Origin of the sequence: Leptolyngbya sp. 'hensonii' (assembly GCF_001939115.1) — a bacterium.
In the GTDB taxonomy this organism is placed as follows: Bacteria; Cyanobacteriota; Cyanobacteriia.
The window spans coordinates 1-18,789 of record NZ_MQTZ01000037.1 but is presented as its reverse complement, the minus strand read 5'-3'; the positions used below and the strand labels follow the sequence as shown (position 1 = coordinate 18,789).

17 protein-coding genes, 11 tRNA genes and 1 CRISPR repeat array are annotated in these 18,789 nt (G+C 50.8%); of the genes, 22 read left to right on the top strand and 6 right to left on the bottom strand.

Annotated elements, in window-relative coordinates; translation table 11 throughout:
* Positions 1–21: 21 nt before the first annotated feature.
* A complete protein-coding gene (locus BST81_RS11555; RefSeq protein WP_143780313.1) occupies positions 22–246 on the bottom strand; it encodes a hypothetical protein in 225 nt (74 codons plus the stop codon).
* A gap of 318 nt (positions 247–564) precedes the next feature.
* On the opposite strand from BST81_RS11555, the gene BST81_RS27500 reads away from it, so the two are divergent.
* Together BST81_RS27500 and BST81_RS11545 are read left to right on the top strand one after the other, a co-directional pair.
* Complete coding sequence (locus BST81_RS27500; protein WP_143780312.1) at positions 565–771, top strand: HTH domain-containing protein; 207 nt, start codon at positions 565–567, stop codon at positions 769–771.
* A 76-nt stretch (positions 772–847) separates the two neighbouring features.
* Positions 848–3,583 (top strand): CRISPR-associated helicase/endonuclease Cas3, encoded by a 2,736-nt coding sequence (locus BST81_RS11545; protein ID WP_075598674.1) that lies wholly within the window; start codon positions 848–850, stop codon positions 3,581–3,583.
* Here BST81_RS11545 and BST81_RS11540 read toward each other — a convergent pair.
* Together BST81_RS11540 and BST81_RS11535 are read right to left on the bottom strand one after the other, a co-directional pair.
* Positions 3,580–3,792 (bottom strand): BrnA antitoxin family protein, encoded by a 213-nt coding sequence (locus BST81_RS11540; protein ID WP_075598673.1) that lies wholly within the window; start codon positions 3,790–3,792, stop codon positions 3,580–3,582. The genes BST81_RS11545 and BST81_RS11540 overlap by 4 nt on opposite strands.
* Complete coding sequence (locus BST81_RS11535; RefSeq protein ID WP_075598672.1) at positions 3,789–4,082, bottom strand: BrnT family toxin; 294 nt, start codon at positions 4,080–4,082, stop codon at positions 3,789–3,791. Before BST81_RS11535 ends, BST81_RS11540 begins: the two co-directional genes overlap by 4 nt.
* Positions 4,083–4,395: 313 nt before the next feature.
* Here BST81_RS11535 and casA point away from each other — a divergent pair, with 313 nt between their 5' ends.
* The 19 genes from casA (at position 4,396) to BST81_RS28055 (ending at position 16,024) form a co-directional block, all read left to right on the top strand.
* The gene (gene casA / locus BST81_RS11530) at positions 4,396–5,940 is read left to right on the top strand and encodes a type I-E CRISPR-associated protein Cse1/CasA (protein WP_075598671.1); all 1,545 of its coding nucleotides are present in this window, start codon (positions 4,396–4,398) and stop codon (positions 5,938–5,940) included.
* Positions 5,941–5,951: 11 nt separating this feature from the next.
* Complete coding sequence (gene casB, locus BST81_RS11525) at positions 5,952–6,509, top strand: type I-E CRISPR-associated protein Cse2/CasB (RefSeq protein WP_075598670.1); 558 nt, start codon at positions 5,952–5,954, stop codon at positions 6,507–6,509.
* Between the two features lie 51 nt (positions 6,510–6,560).
* The gene (cas7e, locus tag BST81_RS11520; RefSeq protein WP_075598669.1) at positions 6,561–7,700 is read left to right on the top strand and encodes a type I-E CRISPR-associated protein Cas7/Cse4/CasC; all 1,140 of its coding nucleotides are present in this window, start codon (positions 6,561–6,563) and stop codon (positions 7,698–7,700) included.
* A 2-nt stretch (positions 7,701–7,702) separates the two neighbouring features.
* Positions 7,703–8,353 carry a type I-E CRISPR-associated protein Cas5/CasD gene (gene cas5e, locus BST81_RS11515; RefSeq protein WP_075598668.1) on the top strand — a complete coding sequence of 217 codons (651 nt, stop codon included), beginning with the start codon at positions 7,703–7,705 and terminating at the stop codon, positions 8,351–8,353.
* Entirely contained in the window at positions 8,335–8,961 is a 627-nt protein-coding gene (gene cas6e, locus BST81_RS11510; RefSeq protein WP_075598667.1) for a type I-E CRISPR-associated protein Cas6/Cse3/CasE, read from the top strand. Before cas5e ends, cas6e begins: the two co-directional genes overlap by 19 nt.
* A gap of 17 nt (positions 8,962–8,978) precedes the next feature.
* Entirely contained in the window at positions 8,979–9,890 is a 912-nt protein-coding gene (gene cas1e, locus BST81_RS11505; RefSeq protein ID WP_075598666.1) for a type I-E CRISPR-associated endonuclease Cas1e, read from the top strand.
* Between the two features lie 2 nt (positions 9,891–9,892).
* Positions 9,893–10,162, top strand: coding sequence for a type I-E CRISPR-associated endoribonuclease Cas2e (gene cas2e, locus BST81_RS11500; protein ID WP_075598665.1), 270 nt, complete (start codon positions 9,893–9,895; stop codon positions 10,160–10,162).
* A gap of 23 nt (positions 10,163–10,185) precedes the next feature.
* A CRISPR array of direct repeats spans positions 10,186–13,122; the repeat unit is 29 nt; unit sequence GTTGTCCCCACGCCAGTGGGGGTGAACCG.
* Between the two features lie 68 nt (positions 13,123–13,190).
* Positions 13,191–13,460 (top strand): HNH endonuclease, encoded by a 270-nt coding sequence (locus BST81_RS29255; protein ID WP_363079889.1) that lies wholly within the window; start codon positions 13,191–13,193, stop codon positions 13,458–13,460.
* A gap of 348 nt (positions 13,461–13,808) precedes the next feature.
* Positions 13,809–13,907 (top strand) — tRNA-Asp (locus tag BST81_RS28075).
* A 216-nt stretch (positions 13,908–14,123) separates the two neighbouring features.
* A tRNA-Cys gene (locus tag BST81_RS11490) sits at positions 14,124–14,199 on the top strand.
* A 232-nt stretch (positions 14,200–14,431) separates the two neighbouring features.
* Positions 14,432–14,496 (top strand) — tRNA-Met (locus tag BST81_RS11485).
* Between the two features lie 34 nt (positions 14,497–14,530).
* Positions 14,531–14,654 (top strand) — tRNA-Glu (locus BST81_RS28070).
* 116 nt (positions 14,655–14,770) lie between these two features.
* Positions 14,771–14,855, top strand: a tRNA-Tyr gene (locus tag BST81_RS28065).
* A 434-nt stretch (positions 14,856–15,289) separates the two neighbouring features.
* A tRNA-Val gene (locus tag BST81_RS11480) sits at positions 15,290–15,365 on the top strand.
* A 6-nt stretch (positions 15,366–15,371) separates the two neighbouring features.
* Positions 15,372–15,470, top strand: a tRNA-Arg gene (locus tag BST81_RS28060).
* Between the two features lie 3 nt (positions 15,471–15,473).
* Positions 15,474–15,550: transfer RNA gene (locus BST81_RS11475), tRNA-Ala, on the top strand.
* Between the two features lie 180 nt (positions 15,551–15,730).
* Positions 15,731–15,828 (top strand) — tRNA-Ala (locus tag BST81_RS11470).
* Positions 15,829–15,830: 2 nt separating this feature from the next.
* Positions 15,831–15,907: transfer RNA gene (locus tag BST81_RS11465), tRNA-His, on the top strand.
* A 5-nt stretch (positions 15,908–15,912) separates the two neighbouring features.
* Positions 15,913–16,024: transfer RNA gene (locus tag BST81_RS28055), tRNA-Ser, on the top strand.
* A 493-nt stretch (positions 16,025–16,517) separates the two neighbouring features.
* Here BST81_RS28055 and BST81_RS11460 read toward each other — a convergent pair.
* From BST81_RS11460 to BST81_RS11455, 3 genes are all read right to left on the bottom strand, one after another.
* A complete protein-coding gene (locus BST81_RS11460) occupies positions 16,518–17,036 on the bottom strand; it encodes a transposase (RefSeq protein WP_363079898.1) in 519 nt (172 codons plus the stop codon).
* Between the two features lie 29 nt (positions 17,037–17,065).
* A complete protein-coding gene (locus BST81_RS29120) occupies positions 17,066–17,194 on the bottom strand; it encodes a hypothetical protein (protein ID WP_290439437.1) in 129 nt (42 codons plus the stop codon).
* A 226-nt stretch (positions 17,195–17,420) separates the two neighbouring features.
* Positions 17,421–17,996 (bottom strand): TetR/AcrR family transcriptional regulator, encoded by a 576-nt coding sequence (locus BST81_RS11455; RefSeq protein WP_075598663.1) that lies wholly within the window; start codon positions 17,994–17,996, stop codon positions 17,421–17,423.
* Positions 17,997–18,039: 43 nt separating this feature from the next.
* Here BST81_RS11455 and BST81_RS11450 point away from each other — a divergent pair, with 43 nt between their 5' ends.
* A complete protein-coding gene (locus tag BST81_RS11450) occupies positions 18,040–18,528 on the top strand; it encodes a hypothetical protein (protein WP_075598662.1) in 489 nt (162 codons plus the stop codon).
* Positions 18,529–18,789 lie beyond the last annotated feature (261 nt).

Here is an 18,789-nt window from a genome sequence, read left to right as displayed (position 1 = left end):
GCCTATATTATAAATTTAAAGTTATATAGTTTTTCGACGAAAAACTATCCTTTCCCCAATTTCCTCCCCAATCCCCCGATCTCGCAGAGCTTCGGCAATATGGTGACCAATGCCCCACGCCTCCTGAACTGCAACCTCAGCCAGAATTCCATCCAGGTCACTACGAGCCGTCAGGTCTACCATGCTACCCTTGGCGCGATCGGTTTTGGCCACAGAACTGCTCCGAAAGTACGGGCAGAAGCTCACCCTGATCCTGCTTGCAGGCACTTAGGAATGAGAATTAAATAACACCGATAAACTCCTGATTGCCCTCACCCCCCTGCCCCCTCTCCCGCTGGGAGAGGGGGAGGGGTTGGGGGTTGGGGGTGAGGGCTGAAAATTTCGGAGTTATTAAATCCACGATCCTTAACTTCGCAATGGACAGGGGAGGGGAGTTCCAATTGGCAGATTCAAATGCTGCTTGTGGAGCCCTCAACCTCGGCAAAAAACTGAATTACTTTTGAACCCGGAAAGGATTTTGCCGGGTTACCTGTTTAAGATAGACTCAATTCATCGGATACGGGTATGTCAAGGCACCTGGAACGGCTTCTAGAAATTGATGCTTTACTCAGAAAAGAGTCACGCCAAACTGCCCCCAGTCTAGCTGAGGAACTTGAAGTCAGTGAGCGAATTATTTGCAGTGAGATCACGTTTCTGCGCGATCGCTATCACTTTGGGTGCGATTGTGCAGAAGCCATCAGAGTTGGTGCAGTTATTGCGAGAAGAAGTTGAAGGAATGAACCAGAGTTATAAACTCTAAGATTCATAATTTCTGTGCGAATCAACGTAGTGATAGAGATTCAAAGATATGAATACACGATTTTGGGCTAAGACTGGCTCAGGAGAGTTTTTTGAAGATGGTTCTCCAAAATATCACCCTGTCATTTGCCATTTAGCGGATACAGCAGCGGTTGCAATGGAGATTATGAGGAATTACCTGAGTCCGGTGGCGATCGCGGCTTTGGAAAAAGGGTTGGGATTATCGGGCGACTCCCTCATCAGATGTTGTGGTTTCTTGGCTGGTTGTCATGACTTAGGCAAAGTCAGCCCTGCCTTTCAATTTCAAGTGAGTGAGGTAGGGAAAGCACTCGTTGGTGAGCATTTCTACGATTTATGGCTCAATTTACCGGATGGCAAAACACCGCATGGAACTGTAACCGCTAAGACCATGCCAGAGTTTTTACTGGATGCTGGTTTGGGAGAGTTGATACCCACCAAACAAGCTGAGAAGTTGGCGCGAAAACTAGCCATCATTGTGGGTGGGCATCATGGCTTTTTCCCATCTCAAAAAGATATTGATAATTTGCATGATGGGTTGTGCGGCACAAGCGAGGGGAGTGACTGGCAACATCGCCGTTTTGCCCACACTATTTTTCAGCAATTGCAAAAGTTTGTTGGCTTGACGAATACGGACTTACCTACCCAATGTGATAATGCTGCCGCGATGATTTTGGCAGGACTAACAACCGTTTCAGATTGGATCGCGTCTAACCCTGATGAGAAAACGGGCTTTCCTTATGCTAATGACACCTCATTTGATAAGTACGTAGTAAAACTTCTAGAAAAAGCGAATCGGGCATTAACTGCGATCGGTTGGACAAAGACATTTAGGAGAGAGCCACTCCAGTTTACTAAGTTGTTTCCACAGATTACGGAGCCAAGGGCATTACAGAATAGTGTGATTGCCACTGCATCAACCTTAACTGCGCCCTGCTTGATTCTAGTGGAAGCTTCAATGGGTGAGGGTAAAACGGAAGCGGCATTATATCTGGCAGATCATCTACAACACCAGGCTGAAACTGGGGGCTTTTACATCGGCTTACCAACTCAGGCAACCAGTAATGCCATGTGGGAACGGGTGCGAAAGTTTCTTGGACAACGTTACCCTGATAGCATTGTCAACTTGACTCTTAGCCATTCTGCTGCTGCCCTCAGAGAGGACTATCAGCAAACAATTTGTCGATTGGATCAGGTCTATGACGAAGAAGGAAGGCCAAAGGAAGGAAAAGTCGCAGCGGGTGAATGGCATACAGCACGGAAACGCACACTGCTGAGCCCTTATGGAGTGGGTACAGTAGACCAGGCGTTGATGGGAGCGGTGAGATCGCGCCATCAATTCGTCCGACTATTCGGTTTGGCAGGTCGAACCGTCATCCTGGATGAAATTCATGCCTACGACCTCTATACCAGTACTTTGCTGGAACGATTTCTAGAGTGGTTGGCGCTATTAGGTTCCCCAGTGATTGCCCTCTCTGCAACGTTGCCTGCCGATACTCGCCGCAGATTGGTAAATGCCTATGCTACAGGTTGTGGTTGTTCAGAACCAGAACTTCCGATAGATAAGCCATACCCTCGGCTAACAGCCTTTACGCCAGCAGCAGGGGTGGACGTAACGTCATTCCCGGCATCGCCCCATGTGACTCGAACTCTTACTTTGCGTTGGGTGAATGATAAGGAATGGGCAGAGGTGTTGAAGGAAAAATTAGTAGATGGTGGTTGTGCAGCAGTGATTTGTTCAACCGTGGGACGATCACAGGAAGTGTTTGAACGATTGAAGGAGCACTTTACCCCAAATGAACTAGGGCTATTTCACGGGCGATTTCTGTTTACTGATCGGGAATGCATCGAGAAGGATTGCATTACCAAGTTTGGTAAACCCGATAAAGCTCGAGTACGTCCCCATCGTTATGTTTTAGTGGCAACGCAGGTGATTGAGCAAAGTCTAGATCTAGATTTTGATTTAATGATTAGTGATCTTGCACCGGTTGATTTACTGCTGCAGCGATCGGGACGGCTGCATCGTCACGCAGAACGGAAAGAACGACCTACAAAATTGACTCAGCCAACGATGTGGCTCATTTCGCCAAACTGTGATGAAACTGGGAAAGCCCAGTTTACTGAATCTGGATTTATCTACAACCGCCATATTCTGCTCCGCACCTGGTTAGCCTTGCGAAAGAAAACGTTCATCCAACTACCCGATGAAACAGATGAGTTAATTGAATCGGTTTATCAGATTGATGCTTCCATCCCTCAAGGGGTTGAACCTGTGCATCAGCAAGACTGGGAAGGCACAAGAGCAGACTATTTATCTGGAGAAACCAGGAGGAAAATTGCTGAAGCAAATAACATCAAGCTACCGTCTGCTAGAGGCGATCATAAGCCTTGCGAATTTACTCAGCAGGGGGAAGAGGATGACGATAATACGATCGCTGCTGTCACCCGATTGGGTGAAAAATCTGTGACAGTAATTTTTGTCCAACAGACCCCTAATGGTCTAATTTTACCTGTTTCCAAAAAAGAGATCGACCTTGATAGAGCACCAGATTTACCAACGATTCGGACGCTCCTAGAACACAGCACGCGGATCTCTAAACGGGGATTGGTCGAGGAGTTTCTGAAGCAGAAAAATCCTGATAAATGGACTTCTGCGCTGTTGCGCCACTGCCGCTACGTGATTTTAAGCCCTCAGGGTAAAACTCAGGTAGGCAAATGGGAACTGTTTTTAGATGCTCAGCGAGGGGTGGTGATCGAGACTATCTAGCTCACCCACTCCAGGGATGGTTTACGCCCTGATTTCATACAGTCTCGCAGGTAGAGGTTAATCAAGCTTTGATAGGGAATGCCAGTTTCTTCAGAGATCTGCTTGAAATAGTCCACAACTTCTTCCTCAAGCCGGATAGTCACCTGCTTTTTCAGCTTTTTCAGGTAAGGGTTCTGAACCGATTGTGAAAAATCATACTCATCTCTCATACGTTAAAACTCTGGTATTGCTGTTGTTCCCGTTTTGTTGCTTTGCGGGCAGAAATAATGCGGATACATGCATCACTTTGCTGATAGACATGACAGACCACCAACAAACGAAGGTTAGAACTCATGCCCAACAAAATGTATCGATCTTCATCCTGCGAGTGGTCTGGATCGTAAGACAGACGGGCATGTTCATCATAGAAGACAGTTTGAGCCTCCTCAAACGATACTCCGTGCTTTTGTTCATTCCCCCAGGCTTTTTGTTCATTCCAATCAAAATTGATCTCACTCATACATTGTATTTACAAAGTAGGTTATTCTCCAACTGAAGTCCGCCTCAAAAGTAACATAACATCAAAGGTGGCGTTAGCAGGACGAATTATGCTATTCTGATAGCATCAAAACTTCCCCTTGCTTTGGGGGTGGTCCGGTGGCGTTAGCAGGAAAAGATTACCTGTCCCCATGCCCGTGGGGGTGCTCCTTCAACGCTTACCGGCAAAGAATTAGGTGCTTCTCTATAAGACCCGGACACATAGTGCACTGATTTATGTCCTGGGCCAGGTCAAGACAAGATCCGTAAGAACTGTAACTTTCACGGCTAGAACTATGTCGTTTAATTTGACTCAAGAACCCTGGATTCCAATAGTCAGCCAGGATTGGCAATACAAGGAAGTTTCGTTGATTGAGTTGTTTCAATCCTGGGGAGAGTTGCGGGAAATTCAAGCCGATAACCCGCCAACCACTCTGGCACTCTATCGTTTGCTGCTGGCACTTTTGCATCATGTTTACCAGGGTCCCGAAAACGAAGATCGCTGGGAAGAAATTCAGGATGACGATGGTGAACAGGCGATCGCTTACTTGCAAGAGAAGCAGGAATTGTTTGACTTGCTCCATCCCGATCGTCCATTCCTGCAAGATTCAACTCTTACACAAGAGATGGCAGGGGAAATCTATCAAGCCTACATGCTGCATGGAAATAACACCAGCACTGTATTTTGCCACGAGCATCAATGGAGTGGTAACACCCTATCCATTCCTGCTGCGGCAAGACTGGTGCTGCGTTTACATCTCTTTGATGTGGGTGGCCGCAAAACAGGTTCACCCATTTCAGCAGGTGTAATCCCCACAATGGATGCAGCGAATGTCCTCGTTCGGGGTAAAACCTTGAAGGAAACCCTGCTGCTCAACCTCATGCAATATGACGGAAAAGAGAAACCTTGTGTGGTGACGGGAGAAGATTTACCCGCATGGGAACGGGATAATAGCCCTGCCAGTGAACGCATCCCATCGGGCTACATTGACTATCTGACTTATCAATGGCGCAGAGTGCGGCTATTCGTGGACGGTAATCAGGCAGTGCAAGTTGCATTTCATGCAGGTGATCGCCTACCCAAAGACCTCCCGCCGTCTGGATATGAATGTGGCATTGCCTATGTCAAAAATCCTAAAGGGCTGTTTACAGTACGGTTGAATCTGAATCGTTCACTTTGGCGAGACTCAGCCGCATTTCTTCAATCATCAGATGCAGGGAACTGCCCCAGAATCATCACCTGGTTGGCTGAGTTGAAGACTGAGAAGTTGATCGATAACTACCTTAACCTGCAAGTTTTAGGATTAACCGTCGATAATGCCAAGCCGTTGGGTTGGACCAGTGAGCAGTTCTCCGCTCCTATTGCCTACCTCAAGGAAAAACCACTCTGGCAGTCTTTGGTGGTTGCATTGCAAACGGCTGAAGATCACCAACAAGTATTCCGTTCATTTCAGGGCAGTCCTTATCATGCTTTGGCTAAGGAACTAAATCATCCCGATGCTGGTAGTTTTGCCAAGAGCCTGGATGGGGAGTCTCGATATTGGGCCACCCTCGATCGCATGTTCCAAGTGCTATTAGAAGAACTGCCTGCGGATAAAACTAAAGATGGCAACGGCATCACCTACGGCAATACAAAATTGCCCGAATGGACAAAAACCGTTCAAACTTCTGCCAGAGAAGCGTTTACAGACTCGATCTTAGCCATTCGCAACTATCAGGCCAGGGCAGTAGCCTTGCGTGTCTTGGAATGGAAGCTATTGGATTTGCGGTCTACCCCAGAGCAAAAGGCAGACAGAAAAGCCAAGGCAACAGCGAAGAAAAAAGAAAAAGTTTCTAAATAGGACAATCATCCATGACCACAACTCAGAACACAACGCGCAATCGCTTGGAGCACGAAAGTCAATTTCTCCAAGCGGTGAGCGATCGCGTCAACAGAGATAATGGCGCAAAAGCAGATTTCAAACGCGCTTTGTCCGGTGAACCGGAACATATTCGCAGGGTTTACCCCTTCGTTTTGCTCGATGTCGGTAAGACATCTGAATGGGAGCAGGAGCACATCTGGATTCCAGTCGCTTGCCTATCGGTCTACTATCCGCAGACTCTGCGGGATGTGGAAAAACAACGGAACTTTGGGTATAGCTGTCATCGCTTGGCGACTGCTGGAGCCGATCGCCGATTTCGGGCATTGCTGGATTTAGCCTTAACCGATATCCGGTCACCGCTGACTGCATTAGTGCGGCAGATGAAAAGTAAGGAGATTGCGATCGACTATCCCAAACTGTTGGCAGATTTGCGCCAGTGGGAACACCCTAATCAATACATCCAAGACCAATGGGCAAGAACATTTTGGGGCACACCGCCTAGTTCATCAGACGAAACTGAGCCAACAGCCAATGAAATAGCCGAATAATGGCAACTCACTTTCTACTCATCTGAATCAATTCAAACGGAGAAATAAACCATGCAACTCGAAATCCATGTTCTGCAAAGCTTCCCGCCTGCCAACCTGAACCGTGATGAAAATGGAATGCCAAAGTCTACCGTCTTTGGTGGTTATCCACGAGCGCGGATTTCTAGCCAATGTCAAAAGCGAGCAGTGCGCTTGTTTTATCAGGAGAATTCTGAGATCGTGGCAGCACAATTTGCTCAACGATCTCGCTCGTGGATGCCAGAACTCAAAGCACTGTTAGTAGAGGCGGAAATTCCTGAAGCACTGGCAGAGACAGCAACTAAATTGGCGCTGGAAGTGTTAGGCGCAAAATTTGAGGCTGACAAAATTGAGTCAAAAACGATTCTATTTTTGGGACGTACAGAGATTGCTGCGATCGCCGATATCTTGATCAAAAACTGGAGCAGCATTGAACCGAGCCTCTCCGATAAAGAGCCCAAACTCCCGGCCAAAGAGCCCAATATACCCAAAGTGATTGAGAAAGCCTTAATAGATACTGGCAAGCCCGGAGATGTAGCCCTGTTTGGCCGCATGATGGCATCCCTGCCGACAGTGAATGTGGATGCTGCCGTGCAAATGGCACATGCTATCAGTGTTAATAAACTTCAGCAAGAATTCGACTTTTTTACTGCCGTGGATGACTTGGGAGCCAGCGAAGATTCTGGAGCCGATCACATGGGTGAAACGGGCTACAACAGTTCCACCTACTATCGTTTCACCACCCTGGATAAGGTGCAACTCCAGTCTAATCTGGGTAGTGATGTGCAGGCAGAGGCGATTACCAAAGCCTTTGCGGAAGCGTTTGTCAAAGCTATTCCTACCGGGCACCAAAATGGGTTCGCTGCCCATAGCCTACCAGCGGCGGTCATGGTGGTGGTACGCAAAGGACAGCCGATTTCACTGGTGGATGCATTTGAAAATCCTGTGGCTCCCAAGGGTGGCAACAGCCTGCTAGAAAATGCGCTCTCTCAACTTGATCGCCACTGGGCGGATTTGAGCAAAATGTATGGTGAAAAATCCGTGGTGTTCAAAGGTATTGTGACTCGTGAGCAATTGGCTCAAAAGTTGGTCAATCTGAAAGACTGCGAAAAACCAACAGTGGATGAGTTGATCAAAGATGCTATCGCCGCTGCCTTTCCGGGAGGAAAGTAATCATGCCAACCCTATTGTTACGAATGCGGGCACCGATGATGAGTTGGGGCGATCATAGCCGCTTCACCATTCGGGATACCCGTCGCGAACCCACCAAGTCTGCGGTGATTGGCATTCTCTGTGCGGCATTGGGGCGTCCTCGCTGGGAGCCTGTTGATGACCTGACTGCCCTCACAATGGGAGTGCGGGTGAACCAGGAAGGACTGGTGCAGTGCGACTATCATACAGTGATGGACAGCATCAAATCCAGTGGTGGCAAAGGTGATACTGTGATTAGTCAACGCTACTACGTTGCTGATGCGGATTATTTAGTTGGCTTAGAAGGGAGAGATCGTCCCTTCCTTGAAACACTCGATGCTGCCCTCCAAACACCCACCTGGCAACTCTACTTCGGACGCAAAAGCTTCATACCCAGTTGTCCGATTCACATTGGCATTGTGGATGAACCTTTGCTGAAAGCCCTGGAATATCCCATTCGCCATAAAAGGAAAGCTCTACCTAAGCTGCCCGATCGTCTGCGTCGTGTCATGGAAGTATCTGACAGCAATGATGTTCGGCAGGATGTCCCGATCGATTGGCAGAAACGACTGTTTGGTAGCCGTTGTGTAGATACTGATTTTTTGGACACTCACCTATGTATCTCTCAAAATTAGTTCTGAATGAGCGCGATCGCACTGTCCAATACGACCTCAGCAATGCCCATGCTTTGCACCAACGCATTATGCAGGCGTTTCCTGATGAACAGCGGGACAGCCCTCGTGCTGACTGGAATGTACTATTTCGCCAAGAACCAGCTAGCGCCATCGTATTAGTGCAATCTGGGATTCAGCCGAATTGGACTCATTTGCCAACCAGCTACCTCACCTGTTCGCCCAACTTTACCCACGTAGATCTGGAGGCAAGTCGGTTGGAGTCTGGGCGAATTTTCCAATTCCGTCTTAAGGCAAATCCTAGCAAGCGAGACAATCAAACCCGTAAGCTGATTGGGATGTTCCATCAGTCTGACCAGATGACCTGGCTGGAACGACAAGCTTCTCAACATGGCTTTCAACCGCTAGGAGTCGATGTGATTCCCACTCCCAATGTGTTTGGGGTGAAAGGTAAAGGGAAAGCACCAATTCGGATGCTCACGGTGCTCTATCAGGGCGTTTTGCAAATAACAGATTCTGCCCTATTTATTGCAGCCCTGCAACAGGGGATTGGACGGGGACGGTCTTATGGATGTGGCTTGCTCTCGATCGCTAAACTCAACCCTTACTAAAATATTTCAGCAAAATTATGACAACACTCCGCACATTACCCAAAATTCGAGATAGTATTAGCTTCCTCTACTTCGATCGTTGCAAGGTTGAACAAGAATCCAAAGCCATTGCTATCTTCACAAAACAAGATAAGTACGTTATCCCCTGTGCCAGCCTATCAACCCTTTTACTAGGCCCAGGCACCCGAATCACCCATGCAGCGATTAAAACGTTGGCAGAGAATGCTTGCGAAGTTCAATGGGTTGGTGAAGATGGCTTTCGATTCTATTCCAGTGGTCGAAGTAGTTCCACCAGTGTGCAGCGCCTCTATCATCAGGCCCAAACCTGGGCAAATCCCCAGCAACGGTTGACGATCGTTCGCAAAATGTATCAGTTCCGGTTTCAGGAAGAGTTGTCGGATCAGTTGACCCTCCAGCAAATTCGTGGCTTGGAAGGGGTGCGGGTGAGAACGGCCTACAGTCGTTTGAGTAAAGCTACAGGAGTGGAGTGGAAGGGGCGAAACTATAAGCAAGATGACTGGTTTGATGCCGATCCAATCAACCGTGCTCTTTCCTCGGCAAATAGCTATCTCTATGCGCTTTGTCAGGCTGCTGTAGTCTCTGTAGGGTACTCACCAGCACTTGGTTTTATCCACATAGGTAAGCCTCTATCGTTCATATACGATATTGCTGACCTCTATAAAGCAGAGACTTCCATCCCAGCCGCCTTTGAAGCAGTGGCATCAGCACGGGAGGCTTCTGGCATGACGGTTCGCCAGAAGTGCCGGGAAAAGTTTAGTAATTACCGACTCATGCAACGCATAATTCAGGATGTTGATAAAGTCTTAGGCTACATGAGTGGTGATACCGAGATACCAGCCGTGAGCTTTCTTTGGGATGATCAAGTTGACTGGGTAGAAGGGGGTCAAGATTGGGCTGAGGAGACGTAGTGATGGTGGTCTTTGTTTTAGAGAACGTGTCTCCTAGTTTGCGAGGAGAGATGAGCCGTTGGTTATTTGAGATAAAGGCTGGAGTATTTACTGGACGCATCTCAGCACTTGTTCGGGATGAGCTTTGGAAATATATCAGCGAAAAGGTAGGTAATGGATCTGCAATCTTGATCTATTCCACAAATAACGAGCAGGGATTTAGCGCTCGTATGTTAGGCAGTCCGTCCAGAACCTTAGAAGACATAGAAGGGATTTTACTAGCTAAAACCTAGAGAACTCGGCTATTTTGGGAAGTGTTGTCCCCACGCCAGTGGGGGTGAACCGCCTTAAGCCAGGAAATTGCTGGACCCGGTAGTAGTTGTCCCCACGCCAGTGGGGGTGAACCGTTTGGAACCTCATCGGAATTTGCCCACCCGGAAGTTGTCCCCACGCCAGTGGGGGTGAACCGAATCAGTCCGCCAAATCCGGCATTGCGGCTAAACGTTGTCCCCACGCCAGTGGGGGTGAACCGATGGCTCCGCCCAGGAATTGAATGATTGGGTTAGTTGTCCCCACGCCAGTGGGGGTGAACCGTCAACGCCCGCATCAGACAGGAACTGCTGGCCGTTGTCCCCACGCCAGTGGGGGTGAACCGTATGCCAATGAAGTGCAGCGCCAAACGTTGGACGTTGTCCCCACGCCAGTGGGGGTGAACCGCTCAGGCAACAGTTTGAGTCGTATCGTCAGCAGGTTGTCCCCACGCCAGTGGGGGTGAACCGTTGGGTCAAGAACGCCTGAAACTGGCTAAGTCCGTTGTCCCCACGCCAGTGGGGGTGAACCGTGATTAAGACGGTTGATTTGAATAACGATGAGGGTTGTCCCCACGCCAGTGGGGGTGAACCGCCTTTATGCCCACGGCAAGACGCTGGGCGGTTGGTTGTCCCCACGCCAGTGGGGGTGAACCCGTTAAATCAAGTGATTGAGTTGAGCATCAAGCGTTGTCCCCACGCCAGTGGGGGTGAACCGGTTGCAGCAGGCGCAATTGGCAGAGAAGTTCAAGTTGTCCCCACGCCAGTGGGGGTGAACCAGCACATTGAAACCCCCAGTGTGTATGTGTTTAGCGTTGTCCCCACGCCAGTGGGGGTGAACCGCGCAACAGGCTCAAGTCGAAGAACTACTCAAGACGTTGTCCCCACGCCAGTGGGGGTGAACCGTAGAAGGATACACACAGGCAGAGTTGGCGGAACGTTGTCCCCACGCCAGTGGGGGTGAACCGGCGATCTCGGTTGACAAATGACCCGCCCTGACCGTTGTCCCCACGCCAGTGGGGGTGAACCGGCACTAATCGCCCGTCGGCTCTCCGAGACTCGCGTTGTCCCCACGCCAGTGGGGGTGAACCGTTGGGGTGGTGTTGTCTCAGGTGGCCCGTCGTCGTTGTCCCCACGCCAGTGGGGGTGAACCGGCGAATCCCCGATTTAGCGCACTGCTACGGCCGTTGTCCCCACGCCAGTGGGGGTGAACCGGGGATAACCACAAACAGCACCGTATCGGAGAGTGTTGTCCCCACGCCAGTGGGGGTGAACCGAACAGAAGACCTTGATAGCAGTACTGGATAGGAGTTGTCCCCACGCCAGTGGGGGTGAACCGGGCTTAACACCGGAGCGTTATCGGCCCGTTATCGTTGTCCCCACGCCAGTGGGGGTGAACCGGATTCAGGAGTTGCACCGGCATGGGCAAATATCGTTGTCCCCACGCCAGTGGGGGTGAACCGATTCCGCAGAGACTGTCGCGTTGAATTGCACCGTTGTCCCCACGCCAGTGGGGGTGAACCTACCAGAACGATGTTTGAACCGTCAGAGTGTTGGGTTGTCCCCACGCCAGTGGGGGTGAACCGTCACACAGGTCCGGGTCTGCGGAATCCAACCCAGTTGTCCCCACGCCAGTGGGGGTGAACCGATACTGCTAGACCAGGGAAGTTCGTCCCCGTGCGTTGTCCCCACGCCAGTGGGGGTGAACCGCAGTGCCTGTTGGTTGGCAATGGTTTTGTTGGTTGTCCCCACGCCAGTGGGGGTGAACCGTTGCTCAACTCTGCCACGGCAGTTTGCATCACCGTTGTCCCCACGCCAGTGGGGGTGAACCGAACGAAAAAAAAAGTCCAGAACCGGCTGGGTGAGTTGTCCCCACGCCAGTGGGGGTGAACCGAACCCGGAGAAGCAGGGGATAAGGAGAAGGGGCGTTGTCCCCACGCCAGTGGGGGTGAACCGCCGGGTCTGCCTCCGGTAATTGCGCCAACTTTGGTTGTCCCCACGCCAGTGGGGGTGAACCGGCGAAATGCTCCGTGACTCTGGCATTGCTGTGCGTTGTCCCCACGCCAGTGGGGGTGAACCGAACAATGACATGCGATCTTCCAGAAAATCTTCCGTTGTCCCCACGCCAGTGGGGGTGAACCGGAAATAATGCTCATGTGGTTGCGGCTGTGTAAGTTGTCCCCACGCCAGTGGGGGTGAACCGCCGGGATTATCCAGGTGCTTTGCCGCCTTAGGGTTGTCCCCACGCCAGTGGGGGTGAACCGTGGCACACTGAACCTGAATCCAGTCAATTTGGGCGTTGTCCCCACGCCAGTGGGGGTGAACCGTACAGTGGGAGCACCTGACAGCAAACCGCCAAGTTGTCCCCACGCCAGTGGGGGTGAACCGCACGTTCAGCCTCTTGATTAGCCTGCCGCCGAAGTTGTCCCCACGCCAGTGGGGGTGAACCGCAATCCCCTCAACGTTTTCAGGTCTTGATTATGTTGTCCCCACGCCAGTGGGGGTGAACCGGGGCAGCGGTAGAGTTGAACCCCAACCCCCAACAGTTGTCCCCACGCCAGTGGGGGTGAACCGCCGCTGCAGGGATGCAGGATTGACACTGACACCGTTGTCCCCACGCCAGTGGGGGTGAACCGAATCCCTGAACCTGGATTTCCGGGAGCTGATTGGTTGTCCCCACGCCAGTGGGGGTGAACCGTATTGCCCCACATAGTCCGGATCTCCCAAGGAAGTTGTCCCCACGCCAGTGGGGGTGAACCGAAAATCCACTGCTGGCACAGGAGGTCCAGGAACGTTGTCCCCACGCCAGTGGGGGTGAACCAGGCGGCTTGCCTGGAAAACGAACCGCCTCTCTCGTTGTCCCCACGCCAGTGGGGGTGAACCGCTGTGCTGAGTCAGTCCACGCTTTGTCCTGACGTTGTCCCCACGCCAGTGGGGGTGAACCGGGGAGATCGCGCTTCTGATCGCTGGCCAAGCCGAACCCCTGGGTTTCATGAAGGAAGCTTTATAGCAGGTGCGATCGCCCAGCTTAGTGCTACAAGTCCCTGAGCATATACGGCTGACGGTCTCGAACCCAGAACGGCTGTGGAAGGTGTCTCCCGTCAATTGTCGGGAAGTGCTGAAGTGGGACGGTCATGCTTGCCAGTACTGCGGCAGCACGAAGAAGTTGACGCTGGACCACGTGATTCCTAAATCAAAGGGTGGCCTTCATAGCTGGGACAACGTCGTGACGGCTTGCGAGCCCTGCAACTTGAAGAAGGGTGACAAACTGCTGCTTGTTTAGTTGATATCGAGACAGTGGAGGTGAGCTATCTGGGATCTGGATTACTGAGCAGGTAGATGCTGAGGATGGCATCTTCCTGCCCACAACAACAGCGATCGAGGAATTGGTTCACCAACTCTGGCAGCAGGGGCAAAAATCAATCTCTTCTCTGGCTTAAAAAGCAGACTGAGAGCGCGACATGGGGATTTGCCCTCTCCTATCCAAAAGAAAGTTTCAAAAAAGCTGTAGTATCCCCTTGACGCCCTTGTATTATGTATGTAGTATTAATGTAGTGCGGTAAACAACAAGCTGTACTACACCTCGAAAGAGGCTCCTACTCTGAACCTTGACAACTGAATTGCCACAAGTGGGGGTGTAGCTTAGCGGCTTAAAGTAGTCGCCTGTCGAGCGAAAGACTGTGGGTATTGCCTGCGGCAACGCTACCGCGAACAAATCCCATCATCCCCGCCTTATAGTCTCGTGGACGATTAGAAAAGTCGCTGTGCCTCTCATGCATAGAGAAGCGGGTGCAACTCCCGTCGGGACTTCCAACTGTAGCCGGATAGCTACTTCTTGTAATTCTGAATTTGGCGACAACTTTAGACAGAGTTTGCAGCAGTAGTAAGCGAGATCTCAACAGAACGCGGTGCATGTAACCAACCTTGCACTCCGGCCCTCCTTTGTGTCCAGGTCGCCAAGTGGTTGAAGGCATTGGTCTGCAAAACCAACAGCGTGGGTTCAATTCCCACCCTGGACTCCAACTATTGCAGTGTCACCTAACGGCAAGGTACTCAGCTCATAACTGAGGATATGTGGGTCTCTCCTTCGGAGACGCTTACGCGAACAACTCCCACCGCTGCAACCAATGCACAGATGGTGTAACGGCAGCACCGGGGTCTCCAAAACCTTGTGTCCGGGTCTCTCCTCCGGAGACGCTCCGCGAACAAATCCTGGTCTGTGCGTTGTCGTGCCCTGATCGAAAACGCTTACATACTCGCCTAATGGTAAGGCATCTGTCTCATAAACAGACTATTGCAGGTTCAAATCCTGTGTGTGAACACAACAGCGTTCTCAACTTGCACGGCATTCATAGTGCAGAAGCGAAGCGGTCGAGCGGCAGGTCTTTCAAGCCTGTAAATAGCGGGTATTGCCTGCGGCAACGCTGCACGTTCGCGTAAGCGTTCCGAAGGGAAACAAGTCCCGTCTGCACTACCACCTTTGGGGTGACGACTGGCGTTCAGCAGCATCGAAACCGACAAATGGACGTTTGCTGTCTAGGGGTTCAATTCCCCTTCACTCCACTGCTTGTAACTGACAACTACAACTCCCTTAGGTCGGCTCGCCTATCAGCGTGGGCAACTGTCTGTAAAACAGCCGCTTCTTGCGTTGCAGGTGCGACTCCTGCCCGGCCTACCAATTATGGAGAGTAAATCGATCAGGCGTTCGCTTGCGGCGCATTCGCGCATCGGTGCTGTTTGCTAAACAGATGGATGAACAATTGTGGTATTGCCTTCGGCAACGCTCCGCGTTCGCGTCAGCGTTCCGCAGGAAACGAGTCCACTGCTCTCCGCCTTTATGGAGGATACCGCTAAATGGTTGGCAACTGGTCTTGTAGCTTGCTTCCCGCAGGGTAAACCAGGGTAGTCCTTGGGCTAGGGGTATTGCCTATGCCTTCGGCAGGCTTCGCCAACGGCAACGCTGCGCGAACGAATCTCTCTATCCACTCTGAACCGAAAAGGTTCTCTTCTCGCGATCGTGATGTAACGGCTAGCATCTGAGTGCGCCACACTCAGCGCATGGGTTCGAATCCCGTCGATCGCTTGAGCGTGCTGTAAGGCAATCGCTCTCGTAGCCCCGTAACTCAATGGGTGGAGTGCCTCTCTTACAAAGAGGAAGTTGCGGGTTCAACTCCTGCCGGGGCTACCAAATTGTGGGAGTGTCGCCTAACGGATCGGGCATCGATCTTCTAAATCGACTTGTGTAGGTACCCTTCGGGAACGCTTACGCGAACGAGTCCTACCGCTCCTGCCATGTGGGTTCGTAGCTTAATGGATAAAGCGCCAATCTGGCTGATTGGGAGATATCGGTTCAAGTCCGATCGTAATCCACCAACCTATGGGTCTGTAGCTCGTCTGGACAGAGCACCCAGATCCCTCGTGTCCCCACAAGCAAAGCTTACATACCCCTTCTCCAAAACTAGAAGTTAAGACCAGCTTTGTGAACTTGCACGAGGTGTGAGTGAAACTCTCACAGGGAGGCAGTCGGTTCAACTCGGATCAGATCCACCAAATGGGACCATAGCTCAACTGGCTAGAGCGCCTGCCTTGCAAGCAGGAGGTTAGGGGTATTGCCTGCGGCAACGCTTCGCGAACGATTCCCCTTGGCTCCACTGTGATCGAAGCCAAAGTGGTCGAGGCACTGGTCTGTGAATCCAGTAGTAGCGAGTTCAAGTCTCGTCGATCACCCCAATGATGGAAACTGCTGCTAACGGGATAGCAACTGGTCTCGAAAACCAGAGTACAGCGCTGCTGTAGGGGTATCTCCTGACGGAGACGCTTCGCGAACAATTCCTCCAGTTTCCGCCAAACATGGAAGCTGTCCGGCATGGACGAGGACACCGCTTGGAGAGCGGCTGCGGGTTTGCCCGTCAAGAGTATTGCCTTCGGCAACGCTAACGCGAACAATTCTCTTAGCTTCCGCCACCACCAGAGGCCGAAAAGTGAGGCACCGTCTTGATAAGGCGGCATAAGCAGGGGCAGTACCTGCCTGGTGGATTCCCCGTAGCCTAACCGTTAACGCCTACATACTTCTTAGGTTGAAGCAAACAACAGCGTTGCAAACTTGTACGGGGCTTTCCTTCTGCCAGTGGATCTGGGGCTGATGCTAAGTTGGCGTAGCCTGCTGAAGGCATACGTCGGCTTTGGTAGTATTGCCTTCGGCAACGCTGCGCGAACGACTCTACCCAGAGGGGCTTACCTCTTGCCTGCTGGACGCAGATCTGTCCCTCCGAAGGACGGATAGCCAGGTTCAACTCCTGGGCAAGAGGCTTCTACTCCGTATTTGTGAACTCCGGGATCCCTAAGTACAGGACAAAAATTGTAGGACATCGAGAAATTGAGGCATTTTCTGCTCCAAATTGAGCATGATATTGCGGAGATAGTCAAAACCGTAGCGAAAGAGACTCTTGGCTCTACGACCATGCTTCTTGATGGTGAGAGGTTTGAGTTGATGAAGCCATTCGCCCACCAGAAAGGCCCAGCACAAAGCAAGGGAGAGGAGCGCGAGTAATTTGCTCAAGCGGTCGGAGTCAATCAAGTGAGTTGATTCCAGGCAGAAGCCACGAGTCTTGAAAATGCCAAACAAGGTTTCAATCGACCACCGCTTGGCGTAATCTGTAATGGCAGATTGAGGCGCTTTTTGAGTCGCAACGACGAGCAAGGACTGGTCTTCGAGTCGCAAAGCAACAATATAAACCCACTGGCCCCAAAGTTGGCGTTTATCGCGTAACACYCGGTGCTCCCCTGGCTTCAAGTCCTGAAAGACAACACTGACTTTGAGGATGCGATTTCCCTGTCTGAGGTTGTGATTTTCCCGAATGCGGATGCGAAACGGAGTGAGGGGGTCTCTCAGCAGATAGCCAATTGATCTACAAACACATCCAAAAACCGCACGGGGTTCTCGACGCTAATATACTCGTCGAGTCGAGGTGGAAATTGCAGCGTTTGATTCCGGTCTATCCCTTGAAGATGGGGCATGATTCTTTTCTCCTCTTGCGCCCATATTCTTGATCCTAGCTTTTTCCCTTATCCTTGACCCAAGTTTTTACACAGTCTCTCGTTGGTGCGGACGGTACAGAGATTATCGGTGGGAGTTCAAGATTATCTGCCGCCGCACAACTTCACCGTTGAGCGGCTTCAGGTTATCTGTTGGGACGGCACATCTAGGTTGCCTGCGAGCATTCAAAGCTAATCGCATCAAAACTCATCTAAGCAGCAAACTCAGGGCACGACGAACATAGGCTGTCCAAGATTCAGTAGGCGGAAAGATCAATGCGTAGAGCATCATGCCGCTCATCGTGTCAAAAACCAAACCTGCATCCAAGTCTTTTGAAACCTCATTTCTTGCTTTTGCCCGTTCGATGACAATAGCGAAGGATTGTCGTCGGGGTTGTAGATATTTTTCCCAGTAAATTTGGGCAAACCCAGGATTGCTCGATGCACTACCGATAATCATGGCAACACTCTGCCGTCCAAGTGGAGTAAGGGTTATTTGTGCAGCATTCTCAATGAGTGCCTCTATGTCACTCCAAAGATTTCCTGTGTCGGGAATTAACACCTCTTCCCGAATACTCTCGATTGCATCAGCAACCAGTTCATCTTTACTGTTATAACGCCGATAAATTGTTGTCTTGCCGACTCCAGCACGAGTGGCGATCGCCTCAATACTCATCGCCTCAAAGCCAACTTCTGACAATAATTCCAGTGCTGCTTGCAGTATTGCCTGGTGAGATGCTGCGCTACGAGGTCTTCCTGGTGTTCTTTTCTTGGCATCGTTCATAGGTGTTATTATAGTTTACGATGCCGTACCGTATCGAAACAATATGACTCCAAAACCTCTTTACATGGACAAGCGCAGCACTCAAACCTTACGAGAAGGTCTGGCGGAGTACTATGCTCTCAATCCACACGTCACTGATCCAGCGACACAACCTTCAGACTTTGGCAAGATCTTGCGAGCGCATGATGTAGGGCATGTGATTTATGGTTGTGACACGGGAATGTACGATGAGCTAAAAATTCTGCCGCTATTTTGGTGGACGAGTGAGTGTACGTTTCAAACGTACTTGAAAATGAAAAACTCCCCTGCTGTTGATGTGATGTACGAGGACATGATCAGAGAAAAGGGAGCGCTCTGGCTATATGGAGCAATTTTGAGGGTGCTTTCTGGGGTAATTCTAGAATTAATTCCAATTTGGTTTAAAACCCGCAATCGTCAAAAATTGCTGCCATTTCTTGAGTTTGAGCCGTTGCTGAATCGTTCTCTTTTGGACATCCGTCAAGAATTTGATTTGTTACCTGTCATAAGATAAATTCTGAGTGTGCGTCAGCCGCCCAATCGGGTCGAGGAGAGCATTTAACTCTCCCCTCCCACACCACCTGCCATGCGGCTCCGCAACAGGCGGTTCATGAAGACGCGCAAACAACATTAATGGCTAAACATAGCCTTGAGCTTGCATCCAAAGGTTGCGAATTGAAAGCAATCCCTGTTGCTCCAACCACTCGTTAGTCATTCCCGTTTGTGTCGCCAACGTCTTTGACAAACGCCMGTAGCCTTTGCGACTAATGCCTGT